General features: G+C 71.3%; 21 protein-coding genes and 1 tRNA gene. 14 read left to right on the forward strand and 8 right to left on the reverse strand.

Annotated features, from left to right (window positions below; all coding sequences use genetic code 11):
* Window positions 1–119 precede the first annotated feature (119 nt).
* Window positions 120–368 carry a WhiB family transcriptional regulator gene (locus DEJ12_RS07125; RefSeq protein ID WP_017888820.1) on the reverse strand — a complete coding sequence of 83 codons (249 nt, stop codon included), beginning with the start codon at window positions 366–368 and terminating at the stop codon, window positions 120–122.
* 261 nt (window positions 369–629) lie between these two features.
* Between DEJ12_RS07125 and DEJ12_RS07130 the strand changes: the two genes are divergently transcribed.
* The gene (locus tag DEJ12_RS07130) at window positions 630–1,061 is read left to right on the forward strand and encodes a hypothetical protein (RefSeq protein WP_084741237.1); all 432 of its coding nucleotides are present in this window, start codon (window positions 630–632) and stop codon (window positions 1,059–1,061) included.
* Window positions 1,062–1,140: 79 nt separating this feature from the next.
* On the opposite strand, the gene bcp is transcribed toward DEJ12_RS07130, so the two are convergent.
* A complete protein-coding gene (gene bcp, locus DEJ12_RS07135) occupies window positions 1,141–1,611 on the reverse strand; it encodes a thioredoxin-dependent thiol peroxidase (RefSeq protein ID WP_111029495.1) in 471 nt (156 codons plus the stop codon).
* A gap of 95 nt (window positions 1,612–1,706) precedes the next feature.
* Here bcp and DEJ12_RS07140 point away from each other — a divergent pair.
* Window positions 1,707–1,779 (forward strand) — tRNA-Lys (locus DEJ12_RS07140).
* A 105-nt stretch (window positions 1,780–1,884) separates the two neighbouring features.
* Here the strand turns inward: DEJ12_RS07140 and DEJ12_RS07145 are convergent.
* Entirely contained in the window at window positions 1,885–2,535 is a 651-nt protein-coding gene (locus DEJ12_RS07145) for a YigZ family protein (RefSeq protein ID WP_375334577.1), read from the reverse strand.
* Window positions 2,536–2,636: 101 nt separating this feature from the next.
* Between DEJ12_RS07145 and DEJ12_RS07150 the strand changes: the two genes are divergently transcribed.
* The 7 genes from DEJ12_RS07150 (at window position 2,637) to DEJ12_RS07180 (ending at window position 7,658) form a co-directional block, all read left to right on the forward strand.
* On the forward strand, window positions 2,637–3,077 hold the full coding sequence (locus tag DEJ12_RS07150; protein ID WP_051596928.1) for a hypothetical protein: 441 nt from the start codon (window positions 2,637–2,639) through the stop codon (window positions 3,075–3,077).
* Window positions 3,074–3,535 (forward strand): ImmA/IrrE family metallo-endopeptidase, encoded by a 462-nt coding sequence (locus DEJ12_RS07155; RefSeq protein ID WP_111024367.1) that lies wholly within the window; start codon window positions 3,074–3,076, stop codon window positions 3,533–3,535. The genes DEJ12_RS07150 and DEJ12_RS07155 overlap by 4 nt, the downstream gene beginning before the upstream one ends.
* Window positions 3,532–4,458: a hypothetical protein gene (locus tag DEJ12_RS07160; protein ID WP_111029496.1), complete on the forward strand. Its 927-nt coding sequence runs from the start codon at window positions 3,532–3,534 to the stop codon at window positions 4,456–4,458. The genes DEJ12_RS07155 and DEJ12_RS07160 overlap by 4 nt, the downstream gene beginning before the upstream one ends.
* Window positions 4,459–4,620: 162 nt before the next feature.
* Entirely contained in the window at window positions 4,621–4,833 is a 213-nt protein-coding gene (locus tag DEJ12_RS07165; RefSeq protein WP_027466517.1) for an SCO4848 family membrane protein, read from the forward strand.
* Between the two features lie 48 nt (window positions 4,834–4,881).
* Entirely contained in the window at window positions 4,882–5,559 is a 678-nt protein-coding gene (locus DEJ12_RS07170; RefSeq protein ID WP_110865386.1) for a response regulator transcription factor, read from the forward strand.
* Window positions 5,552–6,949 (forward strand): cell wall metabolism sensor histidine kinase WalK, encoded by a 1,398-nt coding sequence (locus DEJ12_RS07175; protein WP_111029497.1) that lies wholly within the window; start codon window positions 5,552–5,554, stop codon window positions 6,947–6,949. Before DEJ12_RS07170 ends, DEJ12_RS07175 begins: the two co-directional genes overlap by 8 nt.
* A 49-nt stretch (window positions 6,950–6,998) precedes the next feature.
* Window positions 6,999–7,658, forward strand: a complete 660-nt coding sequence (locus tag DEJ12_RS07180) for a PepSY domain-containing protein (RefSeq protein ID WP_146245543.1) — start codon at window positions 6,999–7,001, stop codon at window positions 7,656–7,658.
* Window positions 7,659–7,726: 68 nt separating this feature from the next.
* Here DEJ12_RS07180 and DEJ12_RS07185 read toward each other — a convergent pair whose 3' ends face one another.
* A complete protein-coding gene (locus DEJ12_RS07185) occupies window positions 7,727–8,026 on the reverse strand; it encodes a hypothetical protein (RefSeq protein WP_146245099.1) in 300 nt (99 codons plus the stop codon).
* A 77-nt stretch (window positions 8,027–8,103) separates the two neighbouring features.
* Window positions 8,104–9,636: an amino acid permease gene (locus tag DEJ12_RS07190; protein ID WP_111029500.1), complete on the reverse strand. Its 1,533-nt coding sequence runs from the start codon at window positions 9,634–9,636 to the stop codon at window positions 8,104–8,106.
* A gap of 138 nt (window positions 9,637–9,774) precedes the next feature.
* Between DEJ12_RS07190 and DEJ12_RS07195 the strand changes: the two genes are divergently transcribed.
* Window positions 9,775–10,938, forward strand: coding sequence for a mechanosensitive ion channel family protein (locus tag DEJ12_RS07195; RefSeq protein WP_111029501.1), 1,164 nt, complete (start codon window positions 9,775–9,777; stop codon window positions 10,936–10,938).
* A gap of 123 nt (window positions 10,939–11,061) precedes the next feature.
* On the opposite strand, the gene DEJ12_RS07200 is transcribed toward DEJ12_RS07195, so the two are convergent.
* A complete protein-coding gene (locus tag DEJ12_RS07200) occupies window positions 11,062–11,250 on the reverse strand; it encodes a hypothetical protein (RefSeq protein ID WP_027466522.1) in 189 nt (62 codons plus the stop codon).
* Between the two features lie 93 nt (window positions 11,251–11,343).
* Between DEJ12_RS07200 and DEJ12_RS07205 the strand changes: the two genes are divergently transcribed.
* Window positions 11,344–12,495 (forward strand): SLC13 family permease, encoded by a 1,152-nt coding sequence (locus tag DEJ12_RS07205; RefSeq protein WP_110865404.1) that lies wholly within the window; start codon window positions 11,344–11,346, stop codon window positions 12,493–12,495.
* A 57-nt stretch (window positions 12,496–12,552) separates the two neighbouring features.
* Here the strand turns inward: DEJ12_RS07205 and DEJ12_RS07210 are convergent, their stop codons facing one another.
* Both DEJ12_RS07210 and DEJ12_RS07215 read right to left on the reverse strand, forming a co-directional pair.
* Window positions 12,553–13,524: a magnesium transporter CorA family protein gene (locus DEJ12_RS07210; RefSeq protein WP_111029502.1), complete on the reverse strand. Its 972-nt coding sequence runs from the start codon at window positions 13,522–13,524 to the stop codon at window positions 12,553–12,555.
* Between the two features lie 82 nt (window positions 13,525–13,606).
* On the reverse strand, window positions 13,607–16,423 hold the full coding sequence (locus DEJ12_RS07215) for a hypothetical protein (RefSeq protein ID WP_111029503.1): 2,817 nt from the start codon (window positions 16,421–16,423) through the stop codon (window positions 13,607–13,609).
* 257 nt (window positions 16,424–16,680) lie between these two features.
* Here DEJ12_RS07215 and otsA point away from each other — a divergent pair, with 257 nt between their 5' ends.
* The 3 genes from otsA (at window position 16,681) to ilvD (ending at window position 20,813) form a co-directional block, all read left to right on the forward strand.
* Window positions 16,681–18,273 carry an alpha,alpha-trehalose-phosphate synthase (UDP-forming) gene (gene otsA, locus DEJ12_RS07220; protein ID WP_071405817.1) on the forward strand — a complete coding sequence of 531 codons (1,593 nt, stop codon included), beginning with the start codon at window positions 16,681–16,683 and terminating at the stop codon, window positions 18,271–18,273.
* Entirely contained in the window at window positions 18,266–19,048 is a 783-nt protein-coding gene (gene otsB / locus DEJ12_RS07225) for a trehalose-phosphatase (RefSeq protein WP_111029504.1), read from the forward strand. The genes otsA and otsB overlap by 8 nt, the downstream gene beginning before the upstream one ends.
* Before the next feature lie 70 nt (window positions 19,049–19,118).
* Window positions 19,119–20,813 carry a dihydroxy-acid dehydratase gene (gene ilvD / locus DEJ12_RS07230; protein ID WP_071405815.1) on the forward strand — a complete coding sequence of 565 codons (1,695 nt, stop codon included), beginning with the start codon at window positions 19,119–19,121 and terminating at the stop codon, window positions 20,811–20,813.
* Window positions 20,814–20,830 lie beyond the last annotated feature (17 nt).

Raw genomic sequence — 20,830 nt, forward strand, 5'->3', positions numbered from 1 at the left:
ACCCGCGTTCCGGTGTTCGACGCGTGAACACCGGTGTTTTGCAGAACCCGCACCGCGCGCACGACGACGCCCGCCGCCCCCGAGGGGACGACGGGCGTCGTGGTGTCAGACGACCGGGGTCAGGACGCGCGGCGAGCGCGGGCGGCGCGACGCTTCAGCGCACGACGCTCGTCCTCGCTGAGACCACCCCAGACACCCGAGTCCTGGTTGTTCTCGAGTGCGTACTGCAGGCACATCTCGGTGACCGTGCAACGCGCACAGACCGACTTGGCCTTCTCGATCTGGTCGACGGCGGGCCCGGTGTTCCCGACGGGGAAGAAGAGCTCGGGGTCTGCGGTGAGGCAGGCAGCCTTGTCACGCCAGTCCATGTGTGGTGCTCCTTGATGTCGATGCTCGAACGGCAGGCCGGGGCCGTGGCTCGGGGGATCGGACCGCTGACCATGCATGCGGCATGGAGGGGACAACTGTGGGGAGGAGTCCGCAGGAAGCGTGTCTGACGCCCGCGAGACGCTCGGGGGAGGAGCGATGAACCACGGGAGACGCACACCACATCGTGCCGTCCAAACGACCTCCAATATCGTTCCATACTGGTAGGGCCAAATCAAGGGTTCCGATGCTGGAGGATCACTGTGCACGACGACACCCCGAACGACACCGAACCCTCCGCACCCGTCGCGCGCCGGTCGCCGGCGATGCTGGGGCTGCTCGCCGTGGTCGGCCTCGAGTTCCTCGCGCTGGTGGTCGTGACCGTCGTCCTGGTCGTCGAACTGGTCGTCGCCCCGGCCACGAGCATCGCGTCCGGCATCGCCCTCACCGTCCTCGTCGCCATCGCTGCGCTCTGGCTCGGCGCGCTGCTGAACGGCCTGTGGCAGGGCCGGGCGTGGGTGCGCTCCGGCATCATCGTCTGGCAGGTCCTGCAGGGCGCCATCGCGATCGGGGCGTTCCAGGGCGTCTTCCGGGTCGCCGCGGTCGGCTGGGTGCTGCTCGTCCCGGCCCTGCTCGGCATCACGCTGGTGCTGTCGCGGTCGGTGACGGCCGCGCTCGCGCGTCCGGCCGAGTAGACGGTCTGGTCCGCCACGCACTGGAGGCCCGGTGCCGGTTCTCGGAACCGGCACCGGGCCTCCAGTGCGCGGCCAGCCCTCAGACCAGGCCGAGCTTCTTCCGCAGGCTCGCCACGTGCCCGGTGGCCTTGACGTTGTAGAGCGGCAGCTGGACGGCGCCGTCCTCGTCGACCACGATCGTGGACCGGATCGTGCCGGTGACGATCTTGCCGTAGTTGTTCTTCTCGCCCCAGGCCGCGTAGGCCTTGTGCACGGCGAGGTCGGGGTCGCTCAGCAGCGGGAAGGTCAGTGCCTGCTCATGCTGGAACGTCTTGAGCTTCGCCTGCTCGTCCTTCGAGACGCCGAGGACCTCGTAGCCGGCGGCCTGCAGCGAGGACATGTTGTCGCGGAAGTCGCAGGCCTCGGTGGTGCAGCCCGGGGTGGACGCCGCCGGGTAGAAGTACACGATGACCTTCTTGCCACGGAGGGCGGCGAGGGAGTGCTCGACGCCGTCCTGGTCGGGCAGCGTGAAGTCGGGGGCGGTGTCGCCGGGGACGAGACGGTCGGTCATGGTGCTCCTGTTCGCGTCGTGCGCCCGCGAGTGGTCGTGGGCGCGCGAAACCCATGCTATTGTTGATTCCCGTTGCGGCACGGAAGCCGGAACATGCACCTCTAGCTCAATTGGCAGAGCAACTGACTCTTAATCAGTGGGTTCTCGGTTCAAGTCCGAGGGGGTGCACCGCAGGACGAACGCCCCGGCTCATCGAGTCGGGGCGTTCGTGCGTTTGCGGCAGGTTTCTGCGCCGATGCGGAGACACGCCCGAGGTGTGCAGGAACTGCGAATTCAGTCGGCGCGGACGTCGACGATCCGCTCCTCGCCGATGACGGGTTCGAGCGAACCGGCCGACGCGGCGGCGAGGTCGGCCGACAGGGCGCCGAGCGCCTCGTGGGGGACCCACACCTCGAAGGTCGCCGCCTGCCCGTACTCGGTCGGGCCGAGCGTCGCGTGGTGGTGTCGGACCCAGTCGCGCAGCACGTTGTCGAGCCGCCCGGCGTCGGCGTGGTCGACGTCGAAGCGCACCTGCGTCAGAGCCTCGCGACGGACGACGACCGCCGTGTCGAGCGCCTCGGACACCGAGGTCGAGTAGGCCCGGACCAGTCCGCCGGCACCGAGCTTGACCCCGCCGAAGTACCGCGTGACGACCGCGACGACGTCGGTCAGCCCGCGGCGTCGCAGGACCTCGAGCATCGGGACGCCCGCGGTGCCGGAGGGCTCCCCGTCGTCCGAGGAACGGGCCTGGTCGCCGAGCACGCCGGTGACCATCGCCGTGCAGTTGTGCCGGGCGTCCCAGTACCGACGGCGGACCTCGGCGATCACGCGGTCGGCGTCCTCGACCCCGGAGACCGGTGCCACGGTCGTGATGAACCGCGACTTCGTGATGACGATCTCGTGCTCGACCGGTGCCGCGACGGTGGCGGGGAAGCGGCGGGGCATGCCCACGAGGGTAGCGGCGCGCGTGCCGGGCACCCGCGCTAGCATGGCGTCCACGCGCCGGACCCACAGGTCGCGCGGACACGGCTGGGGAGGAGTCCGAGATGGACACGGGTGATCTGAAGGGCGGGGCGCTCGACGCCGCCGAGCTCGCGCGCCGCCTCAACCTGCTCCTCGACTTCGAGGAGTCGCAGCGTGGTGCTCCGGTGCCGTTCTCCTCGATCGAGGAGTACGTCGCGGCGCACGGCGGGTCGCTGTCGCGGGCGAAGTGGACCTACATGCTCTCCGGCGACGGCCGCCGCAACCGCGACACCGAGCTCCTGCGCCTGCTGGCCGGGTACTTCGAGGTCGACGAACGCTTCCTGCTCGAGGACAGCGAGGTGCCGGAACGGATCGGTGCCCAGCTCGCCCTCGTCCGGTCCCTGCGGTCCGCCCGCGTGAGCGGCTTCGCGGCCCGGACCTTCCCCGGTGAGCTCTCACCCGACGCGCTGCGGCGCATCGCCGAGGTGCTCGAGGAGGAATCGCAGCGGGGGAGCGTCGCATGACCGACGCCCTCGTCGAGGCGTTCTGGGCTCGTGGTGCAGCCGAGGGGTGGTCGGACGTCGACCAGGCCGTCGCCGCCGCCGCTGACGTCGTCGGCAAGCCGATCGTGGTGCGCGAGGAGTCGTTCCTCGCCGCCGAACCCGTGTGCGGCTTCGTGGCAACCCTCGAGCACGCGCACCTCGTGATGATCTCGCCGACGACCTCGCCGACGTTCCGGTCGTTCGTGATCGGGCACGAGCTCGGGCACGTCCTGCACCGGCACCAGGAACACGCCCCGCAGAGCGCCTACATCCGTGACGTCATCCCCGACCTGCCCGAGTACAAGGTCGAGCGGGCACTCGCCCGTGGGCTGTTCTCGAACACCTACGAGCACGAGGCCGAGGTCTTCGCCGACCGCCTGGCCACCGTGATCCGCCAGCACCGCGGCCGCCCGAGCGCCTTCCGCGGGGTCTTCGGGTGATCATCGCCGTCGTCCAGGCGGTGCTGCTCATCGTCGGGACGATCGTGCTGTTGGTCCTGCAACGCGGGCAGGACCGCACCCTGGCGTTCACGTTCCTGCTCTTCGCCGCCACCATCGTGACGAACGTCGACCCGCTGTACCGGTGGCTCGACCCCCTGCTCGGCGGGTTCAACGTCGTCACCGTCATCAGCGACTGCCTCATGGTGGCCGGCACGAGCACGCTGCTGTGGGGCGTGGCGAAGGCGGTCGGCGCGGCGCGGCCCTGGCTCCGGAACGCGGTCGTGGTGTCGTTCGCCGTGGTCGTCGTGGTCGTCGTCGTCGCGTTCACCGTGCTCGACAAGCCCGCGACGACGACGACCTTCATGCTCGACGCCGGCTCGCACCCGGCTGCCACGGTCTACTCGATCGCGCAGACCGTGTACCTCGGAGTGGCCCTCGGCGCGACGGGGTTCATCTGCGTGCTCCGGCTGCGCGAAGCCCGGACGACCACCGACCTGGTGGGGCTGTGGGTCCTGGTCCTCGGCGGGGTGCTCGGGGTCGTCCGCATGGTCGTGGTCGTCGTGATGGACGTCGCCCACGTCGCCGGCGACTTGGACGTCACGCACGCGCTCTCGCTGCCCTACGACATCACCACGCCGGGGGCCGTGCTGTGCGTGGCGTCCGGCATGCTCCTGCTCGTCGTCGGGCACCGGATCTCCCGCCGCCGCCGTGCCCGCCGTGTGGACGATGCGCTCCGCCGCCTGGCGCCGCTGCACGAACGGATCGGCGTGGACAACGCCTACCCGCCGACCGACGACCCCGCGACCCGGCTCAGCCGCCGCATCGTCGAGATCAACGACGGCGTCCGGGGTGCACGGGCGTCCCTGACCGACGCCGAGCGTGCCGCCCTCGCCGACGCCGAGGCCGCGCTCGACACCATGTAGTCCCTCGACGCTGCCGAACAGGCCGTGTACAGTCTGTAGCAAGTGCTACAGATCCTGTGGCCTGCCGGGTCGGGACTCGGCCGCGTTGGGGGCGGCCGAGCACCACCCGCCCGGCGTCGCCGTACCGGCATCGTCGCCGCGAACGTTCACTAGGATCGTCCCGTGCTCGTCTTCGCCGCAGTCGTCCTGTTCATCGGCGCCGTCTTCAACGTCGTCACCTGGCCGCGCTTCTTCCAGCGTGTCGCGAAGGACTCCCGTGCCCGCGACGCCGCAGGCAAGCCGACGACGTTCTACACGGTGCACCTCGTGCTCCTGCTCATCGCGCTCGCCATCGCCGTCGCGTCCGTGATCGCCGGGATCCTGCTGTTGGTCTGAGCCCGCCGCTTCAGCCCTGCTTCAGCGGGGCACGGCAGGATCGACCCCATGCGGGTGCTGGTGGTCGACGACGAGGTCCGGCTCGCCGACGGCGTGCGCCGCGGCCTCGAGGCCGAGGGGTGGGCGGTCGACGTCGCGAACGACGGCGTGGACGGTCTGTGGCACGCGCGTGAGTTCCGCTACGACGCGATCGTGCTCGACCTGATGATGCCCGGCCTGAGCGGCTGGGCCGTGTGCGCGCAGCTCCGCGCCGACGGTGACTGGACCCCCGTGCTCATGCTGACGGCCAAGGACGGCGAGTGGGACCAGGTCGAGGCGCTCGACGCGGGGGCCGATGACTACGTCACCAAGCCGTTCTCGCACCCGGTGCTCGTCGCACGGCTGCGGGCGCTCGTCCGACGGGGTGCCCGTGAGCGCCCCACCGTGCTGACCCTCGGCGACCTGGTGGTCGACCCCGCTGCGCGCACCGTTGCCCGCGGCGAGACCCCCGTCGAACTGACCAGCCGAGAGTTCGCCGTGCTCGAGTACCTCGCACGGCACCCGGGACAGGTCCGGTCGAAGCGCGACGTCATCGAGAACGTCTGGGACGTCGACTTCGAGGGCGACCCGAACATCGTCGAGGTGTACGTCGGACACCTGCGCCGGAAGCTCGACCGTCCGTTCGGGCGTGCCGCGATCGAGACGGTCCGGGGCGCCGGGTACCGCTTGGCGGCCGACGGTGGCTGAGCGGCCGAAGCCCGGTGCGAGCGGAGCCGCACGAAGCAGGCCACGGCGCGCCCGGTCGGTCCGGGCCCGCACCACGCTCGGCGCCGGTGCCGTCGTCCTCGCGGCCCTGGTCATCGGTGCCGTCGCCTTCGTCGTCGTGCTGCGGCTCGTGCTGCTCGACGGCGTGCGGACCTCGGCCGAGGCGGGTCTCGAGCAGGTGTCCTCCCGGGTCGAGGCGGACGGTGCGTCCGCGGTGACCGGCTACGAGGACGTCCTGGTGCAGGTGATCGGCGACGGCGGGACGGTCCTGGCGCACGGCGAGGACGCCGACGGGGGCGCCCTCCCGACCACCGACGAGTCCCGCTGGACGCACGACGGCGAACGCTGGCTGCTCGTGGCGGACGACGTGGACCTGCCCGGCGGCGGTGAGGCGACGCTCGTCTACGGCGCCACGCTCGACCAGGCCGACACCGCGGTCCGCACAGCCGTCGTGCTCCTCGCCGTGGGGGTGCCCGTGCTGGTGCTCCTGCTGGTCGCGGTCACCTGGGCCGTCACCGGGCGCTCACTGCGGCCGGTGGAACGGATGCGCACCGAGGTCGAGACGATCCGGTCGGCCCGTCCGGACGCCCGGGTCGAGGTGCCGGACACCGGCGACGAGGTCGCCCGGCTCGCGAGCACCATGAACGCCATGCTCGACCGCCTCGAACGGTCCGCCGAGAGCCAGCGGCGCTTCGTGTCCGATGCCTCCCACGAACTCCGGTCGCCGATCGCGTCGATCCGGCAGCACGCCGAGGTCGCCGTCGCGCACCCGGAGCGGACCGAGGTGGCGGACCTCGCCGACGTCGTGCGGTCCGAGGCGGTGCGCCTGCAGGACCTGGTCACCGGGCTGCTCGAGCTCTCCCGCTTCGACGAGGGCGGGATCCGCACGCGGCGCCCCGTCGACCTCGACGACCTCGCGCTCGACGCGGTGGCCCGCGCGCGGGCACGGTCGACGGCGGGTGTCGCGCCCGAGCGGCACGGCGACGCGCCGGTGGTGCGGGTGGACGGCTCGGCGATCTCGGCAGCGCGGGTCCTCGGCGACGAGCGCGTGTTGGCTGGGGTGGTCCGGAACCTCGTCGACAACGCCGTCCGGCACGCGAGCACACGCGTCGCCGTGTCGCTCACCGAGCACGACGGGTCCGCGGTGCTCACGGTCGACGACGACGGCACCGGCGTCCCCGAGGACGAGCGCGAGCGCGTCTTCGAGCGGTTCGTCCGTCTCGACGAGGCCCGCAGCCGGGACGTCGGCGGCGCGGGGCTCGGCCTCGCCATCGTCCGCGACGCCGTACGGGCGCACGGCGGGGACACGACCGTGGTCACGTCCCCGCTCGGCGGCGCGCGGTTCGTCGTCCGCATCGCACTCGGCGGCTGAACAGGCGGCTTCAGGGCTGCTTCAGCACCCCGACGCGATGCTCGTCCACATGAACTTCCGTACCCAGCACCAGAAGCCCTCCGCCCGCCGCATCGCCGCGTTCGCTGCCCTGCCGATCGTCGCGGCGCTCGCACTCACCGGGTGCGCCAGCGACGACTCCGACGACGACACCGGCTCGGCCGGCTCCGGCTCGGTCGGTTCGTCGGCGACGGACTCGGCCGGCACCGGCACCGGCACCGGCTCGTCATCGTCCGGCTCGGCGTCCTCCGGCTCGAACAAGGCCCTGCTCGCCGCCGTCGCGACCGCACGCGGTGAGGTCGGCTCGGGCACCGTCATCTCGGTCGAGCAGGAGCAGGGCGCCTCCGCCTACGAGGTCCTCGTCGTGACGAAGGACGGCACCGAGCACGAGGTGCACACGAACGCCGACGGTTCCACGGTCGCCGGCACCCCGCAGACCGAGGCCGCCGACGCCGACGACAAGGCCGAGCACGAGCGCTTCGTCGCCGCCGCCGACCTGAGCGTCAAGCAGGCCGTCGACGCCTTCCAGGACCTGCACGCGGGGACCGTGACCGAGCTCGGGCTCGACGACCACGTCGGCACGGTCGTCTGGGAGGGCGACGTGCTCGACTCGTCCGGCACCAAGCACAGCGTGCGCATCGACGCCGGCTCCGGTGACGTCGTCACCGACCGCGTCGACACCGACGACTGAGCCGGGCACCCGGGCAACGGGGCCCCGGGCAACGGGGCTGCGGGCCACGGAGCCCGGCACCGGCGTCCTCAGGACTCCAGCGGCGGTCCGAGCACCTTCCGGATCGCCAGCGCAGCGAGCTGCTCGTCCGTGGTGTCGAGCAGCACCCGGTAGGTGTCCTGTCCGGCGAGGAACTCCACGCAGACGGCGTCCTCGTCGCACGGTCCGAGGCGCCACCCCTGCACCGCGTCCATCGGCACCACGGTGCGGGTCTCGCGCTGGTAGTCGGTCTCGGCCTCGAGACGATCCGCGAACACCCGGAGGCGTCCGTAGGCACCTCGCCAGCTGAGCTGCAGGTCGAGGGTGGGAGAAGGAGAGCGGTCCGGCACCCGCTGATGGTAGCGACGGGTGCCGGACCGCTCGTGTTCGGCGCCGGGGGCCTTGCGTTCCGGGGACAAGCGGAGCGCTAGCTCCCGTCGCCGTCGCGTCGCACCGAGGCGGCGGGGTCGCGGACGCCGATCGGGTAGGGGCCCGTGACGCCCTCGCGCAGGGCGGCGATGCGCAGGATGCGGTCACGCTGCAGGAACCAGCCGACGACGAGCAGCGGGATGATGATGACGAGCGACGCGATGGTGTACGTGCCGACGGGGTAGTCGATCGCCATCAGGACGATGACCGAGGCGAGGAACGCCAGGGTCAGCCAGGCGGTGACCGGAGCACCGGGCAGCTTGAACGAGGGTTCCTTCGCGAGCCCCTGCTTGGCCCACTGGCGCAGCCGCATCTGGCACAGGATGATCGTGCCCCACGCGGTGATGATGCCGAGGCTGGCGATGTTCAGCGCGATCTCGAACGCCTGCTTCGGGACGAAGTAGTTCAGCACGACGCCCGCGACGGTGAAGGCCGCCGTGAGCAGGATGCCGGCGTAGGGGACGCCGCCCTTCGACATCTTCGTGGTCCACTTCGGCGCCGAACCGTTCATGCCCATCGAGTGGAGCGCGCGTCCGGTGGAGTACAGGCCGGCGTTCAGCGACGACAGGGCGGCGGTGAGCACGACGAAGTTCATGATGCCGCCGACGATCGCGCCGACGTGCGGGTTGCCGAGCGACGAGAAGAACGTCACGAAGGGGCTCTCGCCCTCCTTGTAGGCCGTGTACGGCAGCAGCAGGGAGAGCAGGACGATCGACCCGACGTAGAAGACCGCGATGCGGAAGACGACGGAGTTGATCGCGCGCGGGATGACCTTCTCGGCGTTCTGCGTCTCACCCGATGCGGTGCCGACGAGCTCGATCGCGGCGTAGGCGAAGACGACACCCTGGATCACGATGACCGCGGGGAGCAGCCCGTTCGGGAACAGCCCGCCGTTGTCGCCCCAGATCGAGAAGCCGGTGCGCACGGCCTCGCCACCGGCCTCGACCGGGAACGCGAAGACGAGCCAGATGATCGCGACGACGAGGAACGCCACCAGTGCGGCGACCTTGATCAGGGCGAACCAGAACTCGAGCTCGCCGAACACCTTCACGGCGACCATGTTCGCCGCGAGGACGACGATCAGGGCGATCAGCGCCAGCAGCCACTGCGGCGCCGCGGTGAAGGCCGACCAGTACTGCAGGTAGATCGCGACCGCGGTGGTGTCGACGATCGAGGTCATCGCCCAGTTCAGGAAGTACATCCAGCCGGCGGCGTACGCGAACTTCTCGCCGTAGAACTCGCGGGCGTACGAGATGAACGATCCCGAGGACGGGCGATGCAGCACCAGCTCGCCCAGGGCCCGCAGGATGAAGAAGGCGAAGATCCCGGCGACCAGGTAGGTCAGCGCGAGCGCGGGGCCCGCGGTGTGCAGGCGTGCACCGGCACCGAGGAAGAGGCCGGTGCCGATCGCGCCGCCGATCGCGATCATCTGCAGTTGCCGGGGCTTCAGACCGTGCTGGTAGCCCTCCTGCTCGTGCGAGAAGTCGTTCGCCGGCGCTCGGTTGCCACCCGTGTCGTTCTGCGCTGTCATGCGAGAGAACCTACATGCGCACCGGACCGGGGCGTCACGCAAAACCCGGTTCGGTCGAACCGCGGCGACTGAACGTCCGCACAGCCGACGGCGGCTCGAACCTGAACGACGACCGTCGTCCGTTGCTTGCATGGAGGGATGGACATCCTCCTCCGACTCCTCGTCGCGATCGGGTTCGCCCTGCTCGTCACCGCCGTCGTCGCCCTCGTCCTGCACCTGGTCCTCCGGGCGATCGCGCGCCGGGAACGCTGGGCCGGCGTGCTCTCGCGACGGACGAAGCACCCCTTCCGCACCGTGCTGCTGGTGGTCCTGCTCTGGATCGCGTTCACGTCGAGCATCCCGCGGAACCCCGACGCCTACCCGTGGCGCGACGAGGTCGCGCACGCCTTCCTGATCGTCACGATCGCGACCGGTTGCTGGCTCGCGTGCCAGGTCGCGATCTTCCTCGAGGACCTCGGGCTGCACCGCTTCCGCATCGACGTGCCCGACAACCGGCAGGCGCGTCGCATCCGCACCCAGGTGCTCATCATCCGGCGGCTCACCGTCGCCGTGCTCGTCATCATCGCGGTCGGCGCGATCCTGCTGACCTTCGACGGGGTCGAGGCCGCGGGCGCGAGCGTGCTCGCCAGCGCCGGCCTCATCTCCGTGGTCGCGGGCCTCGCCGCGCAGTCCACGCTCGGCAACGTGTTCGCCGGCATGCAGCTGGCGTTCTCCGGGTCGATCCGGGTGGACGACGTCGTCGTGGTCGAGCAGCAGTGGGGACGGATCGAGGAGATCACGCTGACCTACGTCGTCGTGCACCTGTGGGACGACCGTCGGTTCGTGCTGCCGTCGACGTACTTCACGAGCACGCCGTTCGAGAACTGGACCCGGACCGGCAGCGAACTGCTCGGTGCCGTCGAGTTCGACCTCGACTGGCGGGTGAGCCCGGCCGACATGCGGGCGGAGCTCGACCGGATCCTCGACACCTCGACGATCTGGGACCACCGGGTCAAGGTGCTCCAGGTCACGGACGCCGTCGGGGGACTGGTCCGGGTCCGCATCCTCGTGACGGCACCCGACGCCGGAGGCCTGTTCGACCTCCGCTGCTACGTCCGCGAGGAGATGGTCGAGTGGATCCAGCGCACCCACCCGGACGCCCTGCCGGTCCAGCGGGTGCAGCTCACCGAGCCGGGTGCGGCGGCACCGCGCCGCCGCGGACGCCCGGCAGAGGGGGACTCGCAGCTGTTCGGTGACGACGAGCGCGGCGCGCTCTTCACCGGACCGATCCAGACGTCCGGCATCCCGGAGTCCGAGCGTTGACCCGGTGACGTGACCGCGTGCCGTGCACGGGACGGACGACGGACGGGAGGCACGGTGCCAGCTGGCACCGTGCCTCCCGTCCGTCAGGCCGGTCGCGTCTGCAACCGCCTGCCGCGTCTGGACCTACTGGCGCGCCTTGACCGCGCGGTCGTCCTCGACGACCGTGCCGATCGCCACGATCGTCGTGGCGAGCCACGCGACCCAGGTCAGCGCGAGCCGCCAGTCACGCGGTCCCTGGCGGGTGGTCTGCAGCACGCTGTAGCCGCTGATGAGCGAACTCCACACCGCACCGTTGAACATGAACTTGCGCACAGAGGCCTCCTGTCGTCGTGCTGACAACGCTACCGGCCCGTACATTGGAGCGCCGCCGGTCACCCTGCCGCGGTGTCTGCCGGAGGAGTGTTCGTGCGTCAAGCGGTCATCGGAGCGGCCCTGCTCGTGGTCGGCGCGGTCTGCGTCGTGTTCGGGCTGCTGCCCCTCGACGACCTCGCCGTGCTCGCCGACCGGGTCCTGCCGGTCCTCGGGTTCGTGCTCGGGCTGACCGTCGTCGCCGAGCTCGCCGCGGACGCCGGGGTGTTCGACCGCCTCGCCGACGTCGCCGCCCGGGTCGGTGGCGGGCGCACCATCGGCCTCTGGGGCGCGGTCGTCGTGCTCGCCGTGCTCTGCACCGTCTTCCTGTCGATCGACACCACCGCGGTGCTCCTCACCCCCATCGTGATCTCGCTCGCACGGCGTGTGGGACTGCCCCCGATGCCGTTCGCCCTGACCACGGTCTGGCTCGCGAACACGGCCTCGATGCTGCTGCCGGTCTCGAACCTGACGAACCTGCTCGCCGTCGACCGGATGGGGCTCGGCGGCCCGCTGCCGTTCGCCGGGCTGATGGCCTGGCCCGCGGTCGCCGGGGTGGTCGTGCCGTGCGTCGTCCTGCTCGTGGTGTTCCGCGGCAAGCTGTTCGGCCGCTACTCGCCGGTGTCCGTCCGCACGCCGAAGGACCCGGTGTTCTTCTGGGCGGCCTCCGCGGTGCTCGTCGCGCTCGTCGTCGCCCTGACGGCCGGGGTGACCGTGTGGATCGCCGCGGTCCTGGCCGCCGTGGTGCTCGTCGTGGTCGCGGCGTTCCGGTCACCGTCCGAACTCCGGGTGTCCCGCGTGCCGTGGTCGACCCTGCTGTTCGCCGCCGGGCTGTTCGTGGTGGTCGAGGCGCTGCACACGACGGGCATCACCGACCCGATCGTGCACGCGCTGCAGGGCGGCACCGGGACCGGCCCGCTGCTGCTGCTCGGCGGTGCGGGCGCGGTCGCCGCGAACGGCATCGACAACCTGCCGGCCTACCTGGTGCTCGAACCGGCCGCCGGGCACGAGGCTGTCCGGTACGCGGCGCTGCTCATCGGCGTCAACGCCGGCTGCCTCATCACGCCGTGGGCCTCGCTCGCGACGCTGCTGTGGCACGCACGGCTGTCGGCCGAGGGCGTGCACCTGTCCTGGGGCCGGTACATGGCACTCGGGTGCGTCGTCGCGCCGCTCACCGTCGTCGCCGGGGTCCTGGCGCTCGCGCTCTGACGCCGGCGGAGCCCGGTGCCGAGGCGGTGCCGGTGCCGGTGCCGGTGCCGTGCGCGGTCAGAGCCAGTCGCGGGTCTTGAAGACGCGGTAGAGCACGAGCGACGACGCGGTGATGATCGCGAGCGAGGCCCAGAGACCACTCCAGGCGCCCTCGCCCGGGAACTCCACGTTCTGCCCGAAGAAGCTCGTCACACCGGTCGGGATCGCGATGATCGCCGCCCAGCTCGTGACCTTCTTCATGACGGTGTTCTGCCGGTTCGACGCCAGGTTCAGGGTCGTGTCGAGCACGCTCGACACAGCGTCACGGAGCTGTTCGACGGAGTCGGCGATCGAGACCAGGTGGTCCTCGACGTCGCGGAAGTACGGCCGGATGCCGTTCGAGATCGTCTCCGCGTCACCGTGCAGCAACGAGGCGACGCTGTCCCGCGTCGGGACGACCAGCCGCCGGAGCACCCCGAGGGTCTTGCGGAGCCGGAACGACCGCCGCTGGATCTGCTGCTCGCGGGGGTCGCCCGGTTCGAACAGGTCGTCCTCGAGCGCATCGATCTGCCGCTCGAGGTCCTCGACGGTGTCGGTGGCCCGGTCGACGACCGCGTCGAGCAGCGCCCAGACGAGCCAGGGCACGCCGTGTTCGGCGATGTCGGAGTTCGCCGTGAGCCGGTGTTCCATCGGGGCGGTGTCGACGTCGGACCCGTGGATGGTGACGAGCGCCCGTTCGGTGACGAAGGCCTTGACCTCGTGCGTGATCAGGTCACCCTCGTCGTCCGTGCCGCCCACGTCGTAGACGACCAGGAACAGGCTGTCCCGGTACCGGTCGAGCTTCGGCCGCTGTCCGTGCTCGACGGCGTCCTCGACCGCGAGTGCGTGGATGCCGAGCTCCTCCTCGATCTGCTCGAGGTCCGCCGACGTCGGGTCGGTGTAGTCGATCCAGACGAAGGTGTCCGGGTCGGCGACGAGGTCGGAGATCCGGTCGACGGGGAAGTCCCGTTCGACCGTGTCGCCCTTGCACCACGCCCGTGTCCTGACCATGCTCGTCAGCCTACTGAGACGGCCGACCCGGAGATCCGGGTCGGCCGTCGTGGTGCTGCGGAGCCGCTCGGTCGGCTCCTGCTCAGTAGGCGGAGACGAGCTTGCCGTCCTGCACCTTCAGGTACTGGTTCACACTGAACGAGTCCTCGCCGCGCTTCTTGTCGCCCAGGTACGAGGTGTAGCCGTACGAGACGCTCCCGTCCTTCGTGCTCGTCACCATCACGGTGCCGGCGCGGGACGCCTCGACCTCCAGCTCGGGCATCGACGTGACGTCGTACTGCACGCCGCCGTCGGCGTCGTAGGGCCCGTACCAGGGGCAGCCGCTCAGGGCCCGGAGCTCGGTCTTCTCGGCGCAGTCGTCGATGAGGTCGGTCACGTACTGCTCGGCGTCCTGTTCGAGCGCCTTGGTCGCCTTCGGCGCGAAGTCGACGTAGCCGGACGTGACCGCGCCCACGGCGACCTTCTCGGTGCCGCCGGTGAAGTACTTCGTCCCGCCGACCGAGACCTGGTAGGTGCCGGGGTAGGCGAGGGACGTGAACTTGCCGTCGCTGATCTCCCCGATCTCCTTGCCGCCGACGGTCACCGGAGCGCCCTCGAGGACGTCCGAGGCCGTCAGGGTGACCTGCTGGGCCAGCGGCTGGGTGACACGCCACTCGTCCTTCACCAGGAACGAGGTGCCCGTGCGCCGCAGCGACACCTGGCCGGAGCGGTTCTTGCCGTCCTGGGTGTAGCTCAGGGTGGCGATGGCGGTGTCACCGGTCCGGGCGACCCGGCCGACGCGGATGTCCGACGGGCGGTCCTTCGCGCTCCCGAGCACCTTCGAGTCGAGCATCGCCGCGTCGTCGGGGATCTCGCTCAGGTCGGCGGCGGAGTCGGCGTCACCGCTGGCGATGGCCTGCACGTAGGACTTCACGGTCGGCGCCGGACCCCAGACGTTGGCGCGGAGGACGCTCGTCGTGACCGCACCGGCGATGACGACGACGATCACGGCGCCACCGGCGATGAGCGAACGGACCAGGATCTTCTTGGCCCGCGGGGACATCGGTGCCGGAGCGGGGGCACCACCGCCGATGAACGGCTGCGACCCGTCGGCCGGTTGTGCGCCGTACGGGGGCAGCGTGCCGTAGGGCGGCTGCGACCCGGCAGCCGGCTGCGTGCCGGAGATCGACTGCACGCCGTACGCGGGCTCCTGGGCAGGCGCGGCCGACGGGTACGGCACGTGCTGGTCAGCGGCCGGGGGAGTGTTCCACGCGGCGGCGGCAGGCGCGTCCGCGGCGACAGGCGCGCCGGGCGCAACGGGAGCGCCGGGAGCGCCGGGCGCGACGGGAGCACCGGGCGCGGCCGGGTCGACGGTCGCGGTGGGCGCGACGGGCGCACCCTGGCCGGCGGCGGGCCCGGCCTGGCCGGCGGCGGGCCCGGCCGGGAACGCCGGCGGCACGACGGGGCGGGGGTCCGCTCCGACCAGGCGGGACGTCCGGAGCACCACGGCTCCGCCGAGGCGGGGCAGGAGCACCGGGGCGAGGTACCGGGCGACGACTTCGATCGCGCCGCCCCACAGGGCGAAGACGATCGGCGTCCACGGCGCGATGCCGATCGACCCCGACCCGTCCACGGAGCTCGTGCTGCTCACCTGGTACGAGACGACGCCGGTGCCGAGGACGAAGCAGAGCAGACCGAGTGCGAACCACACCAGCGGCGTGACGACCCAGTCGAGCGTGGTGCGGATCCGGTCGTTGCGGCGGACGGCGAGGGCGAGCCCGGCCGCGACCGAGGTGACGATGACGAACAGCACGACGAGCCAGGTCCAGCCGCCGGCTCCGCCGAACACCGAGGCGGTGTCGCTGGCGGACCCGAAGCCGGACGTCCCCACACCACCGAAGAACCCGAGCGCGGTCAGTCCGATCGCGACGTTGCCGAGCAGCAGCGGCAACGCGGAGCCGGAGGACGGCTGGGCGATCAGGGCGACGACGATGACGACGAGGGCGACCAGCACGACGAGGACCGTGAGCTGCGACGCGGCGACCCGGAGCGTGCCGAGCAGACGGGCAGCGAAGACGTTGCGCCCGGCGAGGACGGAGGGCCGGGCGAGGAGTGCCGCCAGGGCCCCGATGACGAACGCGCCGATGATGCTGCCGGCGCCGACGGCGTGCACCGGCTCGATGACCGCACCGGACACCGACGGGAACCGGATCGCGAAGAGGCCGGCGGCGACGTTCGTGAGCACGGTGGTGACGAGGCCGGAGACCACCGCGGTGACGAGCACCTGCGTGCGGCCGAGGCCACGCGTGCGGATCCGGCGGGTGAGCACGACGGCCAGGACGACCTGCGCGGCGAGCACCAGCGCGGGCACCACGGCGAGCGAGCCCGAGCCGGAACCGAGGAACCCGATCGACCCGGACAGGTGCAGTCGGCCGAGGTCGGCGAGGGCCACGAGCTGCGCCGGCGCGCCGAGCAGGACGCTCACGCCGGAGAGCAGGGACTCCACGTCGGGGGCCGAGCCCGCGCCGAGGTCGGTGCCGGACCCGGTGGACGGAGCGGCCGACCCGCTGCCGCCCGACGCGAGCAGTCCGACGGTGATGAGCAGCGAGAGCCCGGCGACGACGTACGCCGCGACCCAGCCGCCGACGGCGGCGAGCACGGCCGCCAGCCAGTCGCGACCGGACACGGACCGCAGGAAGCGACCGAACGCATCGGACGGCTGCGCGGCGGGGGCGGGCTGACCCGACCACTGCTGCGGGCCTCCAGGCTGCTGCTGCCAGGCGGGCTGGCCGTTCCAGGCAGGCTGGCCGGAAGCGGGCTGGCCCGATCCGGGCTGGCCGGTACCGGGCTGGCCCGGACCGGGCTGGCCCGGACCGGGCTGCGACGGCGGGACGGGCTGGTTGGGCGGGTTCTCGCTCACGGCTGGGGGTCCTCTCCGACCGGGAGGCCGGCGCCGCACTCCAGCACCCGTGTCCCCCCGACACGTGCCTGCAGCGTAGCGGAACCGCCGATCCGCCGTGAATACGCTGTCCCCACGCTGGTAACTTCGGCAGCGCACCCGGCGCAGCACGCCGGACCACCCGGCGCACCACGCCGGCCGTCGCACCGACGCACCTACGCACCGACGCACCCGACGCACCCGGCCCCGGCCGGGCGGAACGGAGATCACACCACCCCATGCCTGCAGACCGCACCGAACAGACCCGCTACTCGTTCGTCGTCGCCTCCAACCGACTCCCGGTGGACCGCGTCGTCGACCAGGACGGCAACGAGGGCTGGCGGCACTCGCCGGGTGGCCTCGTGACCGCCCTCGAACCCGTGATGCGCGCGAACGACGGAGCCTGGGTCGGCTGGGTGGGGCAGGCCGAGGTCGAGGTCGCACCGTTCGACAACGAGGGCATCCACATCGTCCCCGTCCCGCTCTCCGACGACGACGTCGAGGAGTACTACGAGGGCTTCAGCAACGACACGCTCTGGCCGCTGTACCACGACGTCATCGAGCACCCGAGCTACCACCGCGACTGGTGGAACGCGTACAAGCGCGTGAACGAGCGCTTCGCCGCGCAGATCGCCGAGATCGTCGAGCAGGACGGCATCGTCTGGGTGCAGGACTACCAGCTGCAGCTCGTGCCGGCCCTGCTCCGCGCCAAGCGCCCCGACCTGACGATCGGCTTCTTCAACCACATCCCGTTCCCGCCGGTCGGCATCTACGCGCAGCTGCCGTGGCGTGCGCAGATCCTCGACGGGCTGCTCGGCGCCGACGTCATCGGCTTCCAGCGCCACGACGACGCAAGCGACTTCCTCCGAGCGGTCCGCCACATCAAGGGCTACACGACCAAGGGCACCACGATCGACGTCCCGGTGGACGACCCGGCAGCCCCCCGCAGCCGCAAGGGCATCACGGTGCGCCACGTCGAGGCCAGGCACTTCCCGATCTCCATCGACGCCGAGAGCTTCGAGGCGATCGCCCGCAAGCCCGAGGTACAGGAGCGTGCGCGCGAGATCCGCGAGAGCCTCGGCAACCCGAAGACGGTGCTGCTCGGCGTCGACCGGCTCGACTACACCAAGGGCATCCGCCACCGCATCAAGGCCTTCGGCGAGCTGGTGGAGGACGGCCGCATCGCGGTCGAGGACGCCACCCTGATCCAGGTCGCGAGCCCGAGCCGCGAGCGTGTCGACTCGTACGCGGCGCTCCGTGACGAGATCGAGCTGAGCGTCGGCCGCATCAACGGCGACCTCGGCGTCATCGGCCACCAGCCGATCTCGTACCTGCACCACGGCTACCCGCGCGAGGAGATGGTGGCGCTCTACCTGGCCGCCGACATCATGCTCGTCACCGCACTGCGCGACGGCATGAACCTCGTCGCGAAGGAGTACGTCGCCGCCCGCTTCGACAACGACGGGGTGCTCATCCTGTCCGAGTTCGCCGGCGCCGCCGACGAGCTCAAGCAGGCCGTGATCGTCAACCCGCACGACATCGGTGCGCTCAAGGACTCGATCGAGCGCGCCATCCAGATGCCGCGTCGCGAGCGGTCGACGCGCATGCGCGCGCTCCGCAAGCGCGTCCGCGACAACGACGTGGCGCGCTGGTCGCGCTCGTTCCTCGAGGCGCTCGACCGGCACGCGCCGCGGAACGCCCAGATCGACCCGTCCGCCGCCGACCCGCGCGAACAGCACCGCGAGGCGCAGACCGACAACATGTCGATCTTCGACCAGGACGCCCAGTCCGCCAGGGCTGCCGAGGACACCCGGGAGGCACGTGATGACTGAGACCACCACCGACCAGTCCGCCATCGACGCGGCCCTCGAGACGCTCGCGGCTGCGCCGCGACTGATCGTCGCCCTCGACTTCGACGGCACGCTGGCCCCCTTCGCCGACGACCCCTCGCAGGTCGGGGCGCTGCCCGGGTCGTGGGCCGCGGTCCTGACCCTGCACCGTGCGAAGGACACCGAGGTGGTGCTCGTGTCGGGGCGTCCCCTCGGCAGCCTGGCCGCGGTGACCCACGCGCCGGAGGACATGGCGCTCGTCGGTTCGCACGGCGTCGAGTGGCGCGTGGACGGCCACGACGAGGCCGCGCTCAGTGACGACGAGGTGGAGCGTGTGGCACGGCTCGGTGCGGCGCTCGACGCGGTCGGCGAACGGTTTCCGGGCGTCGTCATCGAGCACAAGCCCGCCGGGCACGGGGTGCACACACGCCGTGTCTCCGCCGAGGTCGCGGCCGAGGCGAACGCGGCGGCGAGCCGCGCGGCGCACGAGGCCGACCCCGAGGTGCTCGAGCGCGGTGGCAAGGACATCGTCGAGTTCGCGGTGCGCCACGTCACGAAGGGCGACGCGATCGCCCGGCTCCGCGAGCTGCACCGTGCCGACGCGGTGTTCTTCGCCGGCGACGACGTCACCGACGAGGACGCCTTCCGCGTGCTCGGTGACGGCGACGTCGGGGTGAAGGTCGGGCCGGGCCAGACCCGGGCCGGCTACCGCATCGCCGACCCGGCGGCCCTGACCGGGGCCCTGAAGCAGCTGGCGAGGCTCCGCGCCACCCGCTGATCGCGGCCTCCGAGCATGAGAATGCACGGGGGTGCACGGCTGGTATCCCAAAGCGTCCTAGACTCATCCCATGCCTGATATCGACGTCAAGCCGCGCAGCCGGGTCGTCACCGACGGGATCGAAGCAACCACCTCGCGTGGCATGCTGCGGGCCGTCGGTATGGGAGACGAGGACTGGAGCAAGCCGCAGATCGGCATCGCGTCCTCGTGGAACGAGATCACGCCGTGCAACCTGTCGCTCGACCGCCTCGCGCAGGGTGCGAAGGAGGGCGTGCACTCGGGCGGCGGCTACCCGCTGCAGTTCGGCACCATCTCCGTCTCGGACGGCATCTCGATGGGCCACGAGGGCATGCACTTCTCCCTCGTCTCGCGTGAGGTCATCGCGGACAGCGTCGAGACCGTCGTCAACGCCGAACGCCTCGACGGCACCGTCCTGCTCGCCGGCTGCGACAAGTCGCTCCCCGGCATGCTGATGGCCGCCGCGCGACTCGACCTGGCGAGCGTGTTCCTGTACGCGGGTTCGGTCATGCCGGGCTACGTGAAGCAGGCCGACGGCACGATGAAGGAAGTCACGATCATCGACTCCTTCGAGGGCGTCGGTGCCTGCAAGGCCGGCACCATGAGCGAGGAAGAGCTCAAGAAGATCGAGTGCGCCATCGTCCCGGGCGAGGGCGCCTGCGGTGGCATGTACACGGCGAACACGATGGCCTCCGTCGCCGAGGCCCTCGGCATGTCGCTCCCGGGCTCCGCCGCCCCGCCGAGCGCCGACCGTCGCCGTGACTACTACGCGCACCGCTCGGGCGAGGCCGTGGTGAACATGCTCGAGCACGGCATCACCGCCCGCCAGATCCTCACCAAGGAAGCCTTCGAGAACGCGATCGCCGTCGCGATGGCCCTCGGCGGTTCGACCAACGTCATCCTGCACCTGCTCGCGATCGCCTACGAGGCCGAGGTCGAGCTGTCGCTGGACGACTTCAACCGCATCGGCTCGAAGGTCCCGCACCTGGCCGACATGAAGCCCTTCGGCAAGTACGTCATGGTCGACGTCGACCGCAACGGCGGCATCCCCGTGATCATGAAGGCGCTGCTCGACGCGGGCCTGCTGCACGGCGACTGCATGACCGTGACCGGCAAGACCGTCGCCGAGAACCTGGCCGAGATCGACCCGCCGGCACTCGACGGCGAGGTCTTCCGCACGCTCGACAACCCGATCCACGAGACCGGTGGCCTGACCGTCCTGCAGGGCTCCTTCGCCCCCGAGGGTGCCGTGGTGAAGACCGCGGGCTTCGACGCCTCCGTCTTCGAGGGCCCCGCCCGCGTGTTCGACCGCGAACGTGCGGCGATGGACGCCCTGACCGAGGGCAAGATCGAGAAGGGCGACGTCGTCGTCATCCGCTACGAGGGCCCCAAGGGCGGCCCGGGCATGCGCGAGATGCTCGCCATCACCGCGGCCATCAAGGGCGCGGGCCTCGGCAAGGATGTACTACTCTTGACCGACGGTCGATTCTCAGGCGGCACAACCGGCCTGTGCATCGGCCACATCGCACCGGAAGCAGTGGACGCAGGTCCAGTCGCTTTCGTTCGTGATGGCGACCGCATCCGTGTCGACATCGCGGCTCGCTCGCTCGACCTACTGGTCGACCCGGCCGAGCTGGAGGCCCGCCGTGACGGCTGGGCCCCGCTGCCCCCGCGCTACACCCGCGGAGTCCTCGCGAAGTACGCCAAGCTCGTGAAGTCCGCCGCCCAGGGCGCGGTCACGGGCTAGCGTCCGACACCCGCACC

This window comes from Curtobacterium sp. MCLR17_059 (assembly GCF_003234665.1).
Classification (GTDB): domain Bacteria; phylum Actinomycetota; class Actinomycetes; order Actinomycetales; family Microbacteriaceae; genus Curtobacterium; species Curtobacterium flaccumfaciens.

Coding starts and splice junctions, on each gene's coding strand:
- ilvD (WP_071405815.1), top strand. CDS start 19,119: ATGCCTGATATCGACGTCAAGCCGCGCAGCCGGGTCGTCACCGACGGG.
- DEJ12_RS07195 (WP_111029501.1), top strand. CDS start 9,775: ATGGACATCCTCCTCCGACTCCTCGTCGCGATCGGGTTCGCCCTGCTC.
- DEJ12_RS07150 (WP_051596928.1), top strand. CDS start 2,637: ATGGACACGGGTGATCTGAAGGGCGGGGCGCTCGACGCCGCCGAGCTC.
- otsA (WP_071405817.1), top strand. CDS start 16,681: ATGCCTGCAGACCGCACCGAACAGACCCGCTACTCGTTCGTCGTCGCC.
- DEJ12_RS07145 (WP_375334577.1), bottom strand. CDS start 2,535: ATGCCCCGCCGCTTCCCCGCCACCGTCGCGGCACCGGTCGAGCACGAG.
- DEJ12_RS07125 (WP_017888820.1), bottom strand. CDS start 368: ATGGACTGGCGTGACAAGGCTGCCTGCCTCACCGCAGACCCCGAGCTC.
- DEJ12_RS07155 (WP_111024367.1), top strand. CDS start 3,074: ATGACCGACGCCCTCGTCGAGGCGTTCTGGGCTCGTGGTGCAGCCGAG.
- DEJ12_RS07170 (WP_110865386.1), top strand. CDS start 4,882: ATGCGGGTGCTGGTGGTCGACGACGAGGTCCGGCTCGCCGACGGCGTG.
- bcp (WP_111029495.1), bottom strand. CDS start 1,611: ATGACCGACCGTCTCGTCCCCGGCGACACCGCCCCCGACTTCACGCTG.
- DEJ12_RS07190 (WP_111029500.1), bottom strand. CDS start 9,636: ATGACAGCGCAGAACGACACGGGTGGCAACCGAGCGCCGGCGAACGAC.
- DEJ12_RS07210 (WP_111029502.1), bottom strand. CDS start 13,524: ATGGTCAGGACACGGGCGTGGTGCAAGGGCGACACGGTCGAACGGGAC.
- DEJ12_RS07180 (WP_146245543.1), top strand. CDS start 6,999: ATGAACTTCCGTACCCAGCACCAGAAGCCCTCCGCCCGCCGCATCGCC.
- otsB (WP_111029504.1), top strand. CDS start 18,266: ATGACTGAGACCACCACCGACCAGTCCGCCATCGACGCGGCCCTCGAG.